Source organism: Paenibacillus hemerocallicola, from assembly GCF_006265175.1.
Taxonomy (GTDB): Bacteria; Bacillota; Bacilli; order Paenibacillales; family NBRC-103111; genus Paenibacillus_AB; species Paenibacillus_AB hemerocallicola.
Genome location: NZ_VDCQ01000019.1, coordinates 119,696 through 130,627, shown reverse-complemented (window position 1 = coordinate 130,627; position 10,932 = coordinate 119,696). Strand labels below are relative to the sequence as shown.

Annotated in this window: 8 protein-coding genes; 3 read left to right on the top strand and 5 right to left on the bottom strand. The window is 56.4% G+C overall.

What is annotated here, in order from left to right; translation table 11 throughout:
* Positions 1 to 705: 705 nt before the first annotated feature.
* Together FE784_RS15620 and FE784_RS15615 are read left to right on the top strand one after the other, a co-directional pair.
* Positions 706 to 1,689 carry an ABC transporter substrate-binding protein gene (locus FE784_RS15620; RefSeq protein WP_176706253.1) on the top strand — a complete coding sequence of 328 codons (984 nt, stop codon included), beginning with the start codon at positions 706 to 708 and terminating at the stop codon, positions 1,687 to 1,689.
* Between the two features lie 67 nt (positions 1,690 to 1,756).
* On the top strand, positions 1,757 to 3,367 hold the full coding sequence (locus FE784_RS15615) for a helix-turn-helix domain-containing protein (protein WP_139603138.1): 1,611 nt from the start codon (positions 1,757 to 1,759) through the stop codon (positions 3,365 to 3,367).
* A gap of 72 nt (positions 3,368 to 3,439) precedes the next feature.
* On the opposite strand, the gene FE784_RS15610 is transcribed toward FE784_RS15615, so the two are convergent.
* The 3 genes from FE784_RS15610 to FE784_RS15600 are packed head-to-tail and all read right to left on the bottom strand — an operon-like array spanning position 3,440 to position 7,130.
* On the bottom strand, positions 3,440 to 3,730 hold the full coding sequence (locus FE784_RS15610) for a hypothetical protein (RefSeq protein WP_139603137.1): 291 nt from the start codon (positions 3,728 to 3,730) through the stop codon (positions 3,440 to 3,442).
* 46 nt (positions 3,731 to 3,776) lie between these two features.
* The gene (locus FE784_RS15605; protein ID WP_139603136.1) at positions 3,777 to 6,086 is read right to left on the bottom strand and encodes a thiamine pyrophosphate-dependent enzyme; all 2,310 of its coding nucleotides are present in this window, start codon (positions 6,084 to 6,086) and stop codon (positions 3,777 to 3,779) included.
* 36 nt (positions 6,087 to 6,122) lie between these two features.
* The gene (locus FE784_RS15600; protein ID WP_139603135.1) at positions 6,123 to 7,130 is read right to left on the bottom strand and encodes a 2-oxoacid:acceptor oxidoreductase family protein; all 1,008 of its coding nucleotides are present in this window, start codon (positions 7,128 to 7,130) and stop codon (positions 6,123 to 6,125) included.
* A gap of 341 nt (positions 7,131 to 7,471) precedes the next feature.
* Between FE784_RS15600 and FE784_RS15595 the strand changes: the two genes are divergently transcribed.
* Complete coding sequence (locus tag FE784_RS15595; RefSeq protein WP_139603134.1) at positions 7,472 to 8,365, top strand: AraC family transcriptional regulator; 894 nt, start codon at positions 7,472 to 7,474, stop codon at positions 8,363 to 8,365.
* A 271-nt stretch (positions 8,366 to 8,636) separates the two neighbouring features.
* On the opposite strand, the gene FE784_RS15590 is transcribed toward FE784_RS15595, so the two are convergent.
* Together FE784_RS15590 and FE784_RS15585 are read right to left on the bottom strand one after the other, a co-directional pair.
* Positions 8,637 to 9,479, bottom strand: coding sequence for a sugar phosphate isomerase/epimerase family protein (locus tag FE784_RS15590; RefSeq protein ID WP_139603133.1), 843 nt, complete (start codon positions 9,477 to 9,479; stop codon positions 8,637 to 8,639).
* A 26-nt stretch (positions 9,480 to 9,505) separates the two neighbouring features.
* The gene (locus FE784_RS15585; RefSeq protein ID WP_139603132.1) at positions 9,506 to 10,582 is read right to left on the bottom strand and encodes a Gfo/Idh/MocA family protein; all 1,077 of its coding nucleotides are present in this window, start codon (positions 10,580 to 10,582) and stop codon (positions 9,506 to 9,508) included.
* Positions 10,583 to 10,932: the final 350 nt, after the last annotated feature.

Below are 10,932 nucleotides of genomic sequence, written 5' to 3'. Positions count from 1 at the left end.
CCCCTACCAGCCGCTTCCAACCGCATCAACTTCCTTATGCCTCGATAACCGTTTCCCGGACAAATCGTCCACTTCTTCGCCCGCAACCAATAGTCCCGCCAATTGCCGACATGTCCAAATGTAATTTGCTTGTAATGTTTTTTTCATCTCGCATTAATGTTATCCATGTATTATAGAACTCGACCCCCTTTTTGATATATAGATTTTAGAACCCGCGGCCCGTTGCCTGGCGGGTTCCTTTTTTTGGTTCGACATCATAATTTGCGTATAAAAGCGCATATGCCACATAATCGGCGAAGGCCGGCTGCCTTTGCCGGCACTGGCGGGACGGGGAGTCCATCAAATAGCGGAACTGGAGTATGCTATCGTCCCGAAGTTCGATGTTGATTGCAAAATAAGGGAAAACCGCTCCGCTATTCCGCTGTTCCCTGCCCTTTTCACTCCGAAAGATCGAGTTTAGCGGAAATCTGTTCCGTTATCTTCAAGCATGTACCGGAATTTGGGACAATAACGGAATATCGTTCCTCTATTTACGACAATACGTTGCACCCGCTTCATCAAGAGCTCTCCAGGTTGTATGCAGGACCATGCTGTCATAGTTTTTTTTGTAAGTCGAATCGGACAAAATAAGATATGGACGACTCCCGGAGCCTCGCCTATAATTTAATTGATAATAATTCTCATTATCATCAGGAGGGTCCAATCATGTTCAAATGCATCAAGCTTTCACTCTGCATCGCAGCCGTGCTGCTCGTCGCCGTGCTGGCCGGCTGCGGGGGCGGAGGCGGGGATAGCAAAACTAGCGGATCAACGGGTTCTTCGTCCAACCCGGCCCCGGCCGTCAAAGAGGAACCCCGCACGATCAAGCATGCCAAAGGGGAAACGAAGGTGCCGGCTTCGCCGCAGAAGATCGCGCTCATTAACGACAACGCCTTCGAGGACAATATGCTCGCCATGGGCGTCAAGCCTTACATCGGCTCTACATTCGCCTGGTCGGAGAAAAAGTTTTATCCGCATATCGCCGATGAGCTGCAGGGCGTTCACGGCATGGACGGGCAAGCTCCGAATCTGGAGCAGCTGTCGGAATGGAAGCCCGATTTGATCATCATTAGCGGGCAAAACGAGAAATTCTACGATCAGTTGAGCAAAATCGCTCCTACGGTCCAGGTCGCATTCAACGCGGACTGGCGCGTCACGCATATGCAGCTCGCCGAAATCGTCGGCAAAACGAAGGAAGCCGAAAAAAACTTACAGGATTACGATAAAAAGCTGGCTGAAATCAAAAGTGAGGTACAAAAAGCGATCGGCCAGCAGTCGGTGATGGTCACCGTTATCAACGAGAAGACGATCCGGATTCAAGGAGCGACCGGCCACGCCTTGAACGATTTGCTGTACAAGGACCTCGGCCTGGCGCCGGCAAAAGGAATACCGGCGGAGAACCGCGTCGAGGTGTCGCTCGAAGGGATGAGCACGTTCAACCCTGACCATATTTTTATGCAGCGCAACCGGTTCAGCACGATCGAGCAGGTCGTGAAGAACGTCCAGGACAGCAACGTCTGGAAAAACATCAGCGCCGTGAAGCAGGGCAACGTGTACAATGTAGACAACTGGCTTGCCATGAGCTGGGGTCCGAAAGGTCGATCGATGATTCTCGATCAGATCAAGAAAGATTTGACGGCCAAAAAATAAGCAGAACTAGGAATCGCACTCGCTTCGCATATGAAGCGGGTCGCTTCCGTTGCAGGGGAGCTTGCGTATGAAAATGAAGCCACCATCGGTTAAAGGGCGGGATGTCGCGCTGTTTTTGCTCGCTTCCGTCCGCCGGCGCAAACGTACGGGTCCGGCCTCTATGCCGCGGCGAACCGTCGGACTGCCGATGCTCTGCTACGTCAAGCAGGGAGAGGGAAAGCTGCTGCTGGACGGAGCCGTTTACCGTTTCGACCCGGGCAGTCTGTTTTATTTCGTCCCCGGCATGACCGTACAAGCGGAGCTGGCTTCGCCGAATCTCGACTATTACCTCGTTCTGCTGAACACGATCGTCATACCCGGACGAACGGAAAGCGAGCCGCCGGCCGCTTCCTCTTTGCAGCTGCCCCCTTTTCTCGTGCCCGGAAGGCTTCTGATCCGCGAAAGCCGGCCAATGCTGAAACGATTCGAGAGGCTGCACGAGGAGAGCCGTTCGTTGGGACAAACCGCATCGGGCCGTTCGATTCAACATATGCGTCTTCAGGAGCTGTTGAACTACATCGTGCAGCAAACGTCGGAGCGTGAACAAGCCAAGGAGACGGGCCCCGATATCGAACGGACCGTCAAGTACATGGAGGAGCGGTATCGCGAGAAAATCAGTCTGAATACGCTCGCCGAGTTGGCTGGCTTTACTCCAAGCTCTTATTCCAGAGCGTTTGCCAAGACGATGGGAATACCGCCGGTCGAGTACTTGACCAACCTTCGCGTCGCCGGGGCGAAGATGCTTTTGTCCCATCCCGATTGCCGGGTCAAGGACATATCGGCGTCCGTCGGCTTCGAGAACGAATTTTATTTCAGCCGCATATTCAAGCAGACGGTCGGCGTCTCCCCTTCCCTCTATATGAAGCGGGACCGGCTCCGGATAGCCGTCGCCTCGTGTCTGGCTTTGGAACATAATCTTCATTCCGTCGGTTGCGAGGAGGTTGCGGCGGTCAATTGCTTCCGGTATCCGGGAATGGACGACGAAGAGCACGGTCGGCTTGTTACGGATCAGTTGGATACGCTCCGTCGTGCCTTGCCCGAGCTGATTGTCGGCGACTATTTCCACGCTCCGTACGAGGCGCAGCTTAAGCAAATCGCTCCGGTCGTTATTTTGAAAAACGACCCCGACTGGCGGGTAAATCATATTCGAATCGCCGAGCTGGTCGGCCGCGAGGAGGAGGCGAAACGGACGATCGGCACGATGGAGCTGCGTGAGCGCGAAGCCCGCGCCATGCTGGGGCCCTCGATGGGCAGAGAGACGATTATTATTATGCAGGTCAACCACAGATTGACCCGCATTCAGGGGACTGCCCATCATCCGCTGAACGAGCTGTGCTACAACGGCCTGGGCTTGAAGCCGGGAAGCAATATCCCCAGCAATCATTTTAGACAGGAGTTCCCTCCCGAGTGGCTGCCCGCTCTCGAAGCCGACCGACTCTTCATCCACAAAAACCATATTCGCGCTGGGTGCGACCGCGTTTACCGAGTTATGCAGGGCACAGACACGTGGAACGCGATCAAAGCGGTGCGCGAACATAAAGTCTGTTTCATCCCGAACTGGTTCCGCATGAGCTGGACGCCTCCGGGCCGCCGTCGGATCATCGACGACTTGCTCGCCATGGCGGAGGCGGGCGAATGAAATCGCGCCGCGTTAACGAACAACAAGCGGTCCCTCGCCTGTGGCCGGGTGCCGCTTGAACGTCCTATTCCGCTATTGCTTTTTCTCGATGCGAAACGCTCCGCTGTCGTCCAGGAACAGACGGTTGGCCGGATCGTTTTTCAGCTTCACGTTCGCCATCTTCAGCTTCATTTCTTCCAGCTCGACAACGTTCCAGGCTTCCGGATCGCCGACTCCCCGGGCGGCAAGAAACGATTCCCGTTCGCCCAGCGCGGCCGATTCCTCGTCCCAATCCTTGACGCCGTAGTACGGAAGCTCGTAACGGTTGACGAGCCCGCAGGCGAACAATTCCGAGCTTGCACCATGCTTCAGCACATATGGCATAACTTACACCCCAAAAAGTGACGTACCGCTTCGATGCTTATTCCGACTATAAATAAGGATTTTCGTGCTTCGCCTTCAGACGATTCCAACGCCGCTCGACCTCTTGCTCGAACGAAGCGAGCGATTCGGCGTTTTCCGGCTTCGTCATGTGCTTCGTCTTGCCCATCGAGCCGAGCCAATCCGCTACGGAAACCTTCTTGTTCTTCTCCTCCGGATTGTAGGTGATGCTCGTGATGCCGTTCTCCACCTCGTACAGCGGGAAGAAATTGGAGCTGACGGCGGCATCGATGATGTTGGTCCCCTCCTGGTCTTCCGACAGCCAGTTGAGCGGGCACGTAATCAATATTTTGCCATAGACGAGCCCTTCGTTCTGCGCGTACCATTGCGCTTTGGCCGCCTTCTTGACAAGGTCCTGCGGGTACGACTCGGAGCCGGTGAACACGTACGGAATGTTCGTCGCGGCCATAATTTGCGCCGTATCCTTATGATGGAACAGCTTGCCGGCCTGCTTCTTGCCAACGTTGGACGTAGAGGTGCGGTGGCCGATCGGGGTCGAATACGAGAGCTGGGCTCCGGTGTTCATATACCCCTCGTTGTCATACTCGAGAATGACCATTTTATGGTTGCGCAGCGCGGCGCCGATCGCTGGGCCCATACCGATGTCCATCCCGCCGTCGCCCGTAATCATGACGAACGTGAAGTCGTCCGGCAAGTTCAAATAATCGAGCTCGCCTCTGCGCTTGCGCTCCCAGAACATTTCGACGACGCCGGACAGCGTCGCGGCCCCGTTCTGGAACAAATTGTGGATATACGTCGCTTTATGGGCGGAATACGGATAGCCCGTCGTGACGACCATCGCGCAGCCGGTGTGGAACAGTGCGACGATGTCGCCTTCGATGCCCTTGAAGAACAGCTCCAGCCCGGAGAAAATGCCGCAGCCCGGACAAGCCCCGTGACCCGGCGCGATCCGCTTCGGCTTCTTCGTGAGCGATCTGAGCGGAGGGATGCGCACGTTCAGCTTGCCCGTCGCGGCGTCCGGCGTAACCGTGATCAGCCCCGTTTTCAAATCCTCGTATTTCATCGGGTTCAATACCCGCTTCGGAGCTTTCGCAGGATCGCCCGGCGTATGGCCGTAGTAGTCGAAAGGCTTCTCGACGTACCCTTTCTCGGCCGCTTGAATCGCGAACTTGAACAAATTATGCCCGTCCTCGGCATAAAAGTCTTTGCCGCCCAAGCCGTAGATGCGGCTGACGACGAGCGTATCGCGATTGCCTTGCGTGAACAAGGCCGCCTTGATCTCGTTCACCATGTTGCCGCCGTGTCCGCCGTAAGAGTCGGCGCGGTCCCCGACCGTGACCGCCTTGACGTTTTTGAGCGCTTCGGCGATTTGCTTCTGCGGGAAAGGCCGAATCATATTCGGCGCGATCGAACCCGCCTTGATGCCTTGGGCGCGCAGCTGGTCGACGACGTCCTTGATAATTTCCGTAGCGGAGTTCATCAGGAATACGGCGACTTCGGCGTCTTCCATCCGGTACAGGTCGAGGATCGGATAGTCGCGGCCGGTCAGGTCCGCATACTCTTTGCGAATGCGGTCGTATACGTGCTCGGCATTGTACATCGCCATCGACTGCTGGTAGCAGTTGTTGATATAGTCCGGCTCGTTCATGTACGGTCCGACGGTAATCGGATTGTTCCGGTCGAGTACGTCCGGGTAACCTCTGGCCGGCAGCGCGCCGATAAACTGATGCACGTCCTCGCGGTTGGCGAACGTCATGACTCGGCGCTTCTGGTGAGACGTGAAATAGCCGTCCGACGCGACAAGCACCGGCAGCCGGACTTCGGCGTCCTCGGCCAGCTTGAGCGCCATAATGTTCATATCGTACACCGCCTGGGGATCGCGGCACATCAGAATCGGCCACCCGGTGTTCAGCGCATAGTACAAATCCGAATGGTCTCCGTGAATATCCAGCGGTCCGGAGACGGAGCGGCAGACTAGATTCATGACCATGGGAAAGCGCGTACCCGACTGCACCGGCATCTGCTCGATCATGTACAAATACCCGTTCGCGCTCGTCGCGTTGAATACACGTCCCCCCGCCGCGGAAGCGCCGTAGCATACCCCCGCCGAGCCGTGCTCGCCGTCGGCCGGAATGAGCACTACGTCGTGCTGGCCGTTAGCTTTCATCAAGTCCAGAAACTGGGCGACTTCCGTCGACGGGGAAATCGGGAAGTACCCCATGATGTGATAATTGATCTGGTGCGCCGCATAGGCGGCCATTTCGTTGCCGGATTCGTATACGACGCGCTGCTCGACTTTTCCAACTTGCTGCTCTTCGCGCTTGATGTCAATTGCCATGTACTCCTATCACCCTTTCGATTGGTTTAGGGGACGTTACACGATCGCCCGGTCGAACCGGTGCGGCACCCGATGCTTCTCGGCGTATTCATCATCGTCGCGCGATTTGGACAGCGCTTCGGTCGGACAGGCGACGACGCACTTCAGACAGCCCTTGCAGTACTGGTAATCGATGCCCTGCAAAAACATTTGCGGTCGGCCCTTCTTGTCCGGCAGTTCGTCCCAGACGAAGCAGAAGTCCGGGCATACGTTGTCGCATGCGGCGCAGTGAATGCATTTGTCATCGTCGAATTGGGGCATCATGCCGGCGCGGGAAATGCTCAAGTCTTTCAAAATGCTGTTGCCGGGGTTCGTGATGACGCCGCCCTGCGGCTGCGTCTCATAGCCGAGTATCGGGGTATCCTGGCGAACGAACGCGGGCATCGTCTCGCCTGCCGGCAGCTCGAACGTCTCGAACCTGACCTCGTTGTAACCCCTTTCAAACGTCCGGATCGCCGGCTGAACCGCTTGCGGGTATTTCTTCTCCAGCGATTTGCGAATGACACCCTTCATGAACTCCGCGTCCAGAAAGTCGCACAACCGGAACAACGCGCCGAGCATTGCCATGTTTACCCGGTTTTTCTCTTCGAGGGCGATTCCGATGGCGTCGACGACCGCGATCGTTCCGCCTTTGAGCTTCATCTTCTCCTTCAGCTCGGCGGTCGTCCGGGTGGAGTTGACCAGCACGAGGCTGTCCTCGTAAATGCCGCTGATTACGTTAACCGTCTTCGAAAGGGACTCGTGGAAGATGCCGACCACGTGAGGCCGTTCGACCGGCGACGTATCGCGGATATTCGTATCCGGACCGCAAAAGCGGATATGCGCTTTTACCGGAGAGCCTTTCTTCTCGGAACCGTACGAGGAGAAGCTGACTCCGTTCAGGCCGACCCCCATGACGCCCGCTTCCGCCAGCATTTTGCCGGCCAAATTGGCGCCGAGGCCGCCGATCGATTCGAGGCGAATCTCGAAAAATCCGAGCTCGTTCATTTTCGGTAAGGATACCATTGACGTTGCTCCTTTCGGGATAAGTGCGGCGATTGGCGAAGTGCGTTTTCATTACCGGGTGTGCGCCAACTGAAATTTGTGTCGTTTCGGTGTCCAATCGGTGTCTATTCGATGTCTCTTTTTCATTTTACCAGCAATTGCGCCGTCGGCAATCTTTTTTTCGGAATTTTCACGCAAACGGACCTTAACAACTTATAATTGGGGTATCCGTAACCCGTTACCAGTCCGCAAGCTTGTCTTTTGAATGATACGATCCGGCTTCCCTACTATGCATACGTGCGTTTTCGCGAAACGTGAATTGAAACGGCCGCGAACCGCCCGAGAGAAAGAGGTATTTTTTCGTGTCCTACCTTCCCGAGTATATCGAGCATTATCCGAATATGAATACGGCTTTCCCCCTCCATTTTTCGGTCAATCGGCTGAAAAGCGGCTATCGTGCCCATCGCCACGACTATTTGGAAATATCGTACGTCATCGAAGGGGAAGGCTCGGAGACGATCAACGGGGTCGAGCATCCGATGAAGCCGGGGACGCTGTCGTTCATTCAGCCATATCAAATTCATCAGTTGTACACGAATCCCGGGTGTACGCTTACCCTATATAATATTCGATTCAGCCACGGACTGTTCGCCGAGTTGGAAAGCAAAGCCGAGCTGCAGCAGCTGCTCGTGCAAACCGACTCTTCGCTCGTCTCTTACCACTGCTTCGAGGGGGCTCTCGAGGCGGATATGAGGCGCTCGTTCGATGCGTTGTATGAAGAATCACGCGGAAGCGAAAGCTGGAAACGGCTGAAAATGAAGGTGATGCTGATCGACATCCTGATCGTCTTCGACCGGAACCGGAAGCAGGCGATAGCGGAGAACGCCAAGACCGATGAAATCGTTGCAACCAGAAGCCTGTATTTGGACATTATCCGTTATATTCAGCACCACTTCAAAGAAGACCTGACGCTGAACGCCGTCGCAAGCCATTTCCGCATCAGTCCGGCTTACTTGAGCGCGCTGTTCAAGAAAAAAGCGGGACGGACGTTCCTGCAGCATGTGCACGACGTACGGCTTCGCCACGCCTGCGGACTGCTCACGTCGACCGACATGAAAATATCCGACATCGCCATGGAGGCCGGTTACGGCTCTTACAATACGTTTTCGCGCATTTTCCGCGAACAAAAAAGCACGACTCCGAACGATTACCGCAAACTGTCGGGCGAGCCGAATCGGCCCTCGAAGCTGTCGTAAATCGTCTGAAGTCGTGTTTCACCCGAAAGTGACCCTCATATTTAACCCCCAAAAGTGGAGCAGGCCTTCGAAGCCTAATCCAAATACTTTTGGGGGAGCCCCCATACTTAACCCCCAAAAGTGGAGCGGGCCTTCGAAGCCTAATCCAAATACTTTTGGGGGAGCCCCCGAGTTAAACCTAAACCCCGAAAGTCTTCTAAAAAGTACCCTCGCAAGCACTGCCGGAAGGCCGGATCAACCTATCGTTCGTTCCATAGCAAGCCCCGATCGCTCAGCCGCCGATCCCCGCTTCCGCAAATAAACGGTCATACTGTACGGCCGTTCTTCGAACGAGCTCTTCCGCAGGCTCTTGAGGCGGCTGCTGAGTGAGCACCTCTTGGGCCAAAACGCCGGCATAGCCGGTCTGCTTCAGCGCCTTCAGGAAGCCGGTCAAATCGATGACTCCTTCGCCGGTAATAAGTCTGCCGTTGTCGAGCGCTTCCTCCACCGGAACGGCGGGAGCGTCGTTCAAATGCACGTGGACGATTTGGTCGGCGCGCAGCTTGGCGATATCGCCGGTGCCGAGTCCGTTCGTATACCAATGATAGCAGTCGAGCAGCAGGCCGACATTCGGCTCGCCGATCGCCTCGATCATATCCAGCGTGTCGGCCATCGTCCAGATGAACGGATGCTTCCAGCGCGTCCGCAAATGGTGCGGGCCGACGAACTCCAGGCCGAGCCGGATGCCGTACGCGCCCAGCATTTGGGCGCACAAGCGAAGCCGGCGAATCGCCGAAGCCATGAAGGCGGCTGCAGGCTCGTCGGTCGACGGCAAAATGTAGGTCGTGCATGCGGTACAACCAAGCTGCCGGGCCAAATCCGCATTTTTCAGCAGAACCGGCAACCCTTTGCGGAACTCGTCGTCCGTCGTCCGCCACTGCACCGGCAGCCCGATCGCACCCGGTACGATGCCATGCGACCGGAGCAGCTCGGCGGCTCCTTCCACTCCACGACCTTCAGCGAGCCCGGCAAGATCGATATCTACCGATTGAAAACCGTGGCACGAAGCGAGAGCGATGAACTGTTCGATGTCGCCGACGTTACCGAGCCCCGCTCTAGTCAATCCTTTCAGCATGAACCTCTATCTCCCTTCGGATATAATTAACGCAAACCGTCCCAGTCCAGCTTCACTTCGCCGCCCGTGCGCGACGATTCGTAGATCGCGTCGATGATCAAATTGTTGGTCAGTCCGGTCAGCGCCGATGTCAGCGGCTGTTGTCCATCCCGGACGCAGTCGAGGAAATGGTTGCTCATGCGGTTGCGAGCCCCGGCGTCGCCGGCCGGCGCCTTCAGCGGAACCTCCATCGCTTGGTCGAACCCCTCGGTCAAAAACTTGCCTTCGCCCCCGCGCAGCGAAGCGCCGCCTTCCGAGCCCATCAGATGGACAAACGGCTTGCTGTCCGTATCCATATGAACCGCCCAGCTCACTTCCAGCGTCAGCGTGCTGCCGTCCTCCAAGCGGATCAGCGCGGTGCTCAAGTCTTCCACGTCCCACACGCCGTTCCAGTCCGGAGTCCCCCAGCTGCCGATCCCTTTCTTCTTCGGCCCGAATTCGGCGTACACCGCGCCGGAGACGGACACCGGCTTCGGATCGCCCATCAGGTGAAACGCCAGATCGAGCATATGCACGCCGATATCGATAAGCGGGCCTCCGCCCGACATGTCCTTGCGCGTAAACCAAGTGCCCCAGCCCGGAATGCCTTTGCGGCGATACCAGCCGGTTTTGGCCGAATAAATGCGGCCGAGCTCGCCCTTCTCCACCTGGTTCTTCACCTGCATCGGCAGCCAATCCCATCTCATCTGATGCGATACCATCAAGATATTGCCCGTGGCGCGCTGCGCCCGGACGATCCGCTTCGCATGCTCGGCGTCAAGCCCCATCGGCTTCTCGAGCAGCACGTGCTTGCCCGCTTCCAGCGCGGCTATCGCATAATCGGCATGGAATTTATTCGGCACGCCGATGACGACGGCGTCGATGTCGCCGCGAGCGAGCAGCGTTTCCGCGCTCTCCTCCACGGCCGGTATGCCGAATTGCTTGGCTCGCGATTCCGCCAGCGGTTTGGATACGTCAGAGATTGCGGCGATTTCGCAACGCTCCGGCAGCTTGCTGAACTCCGTCGCATGAACCGCTCCGATATTGCCTGCCCCGATAATGCCAAGCCTGATTTTCCGACTCATAGTCGTTCCCCTCTCGTTATGACAGTTTTAGTCCATCATACGTCTTATCATAGCGTCTGCGTCGGAATCGTGCGTTTCATTTTTTACGATCGATATCCCATCTTTTAATACTCTTCCAAGAAAATAAAGGTAGGGTACCGAGATGCAATGAACTCCATGCGTAGTTGTCGCTTTACACCGTCGTGTGCCGTTTCGCAGCCGTTATGGTTATGCGGCAACGCAAACGCGCGCCGTGGAAGGCGCGCGTTTGAAATAATCGACGGCAGGGAACGCAGGGTGCGTGCGCTGCGATGATAATTGGCCGCCGCGGACGCTTTTTTCCGCCCGGGAAGCGCGATGCGGAATAGCGG

Excerpts from the sequence above, each read along its gene's own strand:
- FE784_RS15600 (WP_139603135.1), bottom strand. The coding sequence starts at position 7,130 with ATGGTATCCTTACCGAAAATGAACGAGCTCGGATTTTTCGAGATTCGC.
- FE784_RS15615 (WP_139603138.1), top strand. The coding sequence starts at position 1,757 with ATGAAAATGAAGCCACCATCGGTTAAAGGGCGGGATGTCGCGCTGTTT.
- FE784_RS15590 (WP_139603133.1), bottom strand. The coding sequence starts at position 9,479 with ATGCTGAAAGGATTGACTAGAGCGGGGCTCGGTAACGTCGGCGACATC.
- FE784_RS15605 (WP_139603136.1), bottom strand. The coding sequence starts at position 6,086 with ATGGCAATTGACATCAAGCGCGAAGAGCAGCAAGTTGGAAAAGTCGAG.
- FE784_RS15610 (WP_139603137.1), bottom strand. The coding sequence starts at position 3,730 with ATGCCATATGTGCTGAAGCATGGTGCAAGCTCGGAATTGTTCGCCTGC.
- FE784_RS15585 (WP_139603132.1), bottom strand. The coding sequence starts at position 10,582 with ATGAGTCGGAAAATCAGGCTTGGCATTATCGGGGCAGGCAATATCGGA.
- FE784_RS15620 (WP_176706253.1), top strand. The coding sequence starts at position 706 with ATGTTCAAATGCATCAAGCTTTCACTCTGCATCGCAGCCGTGCTGCTC.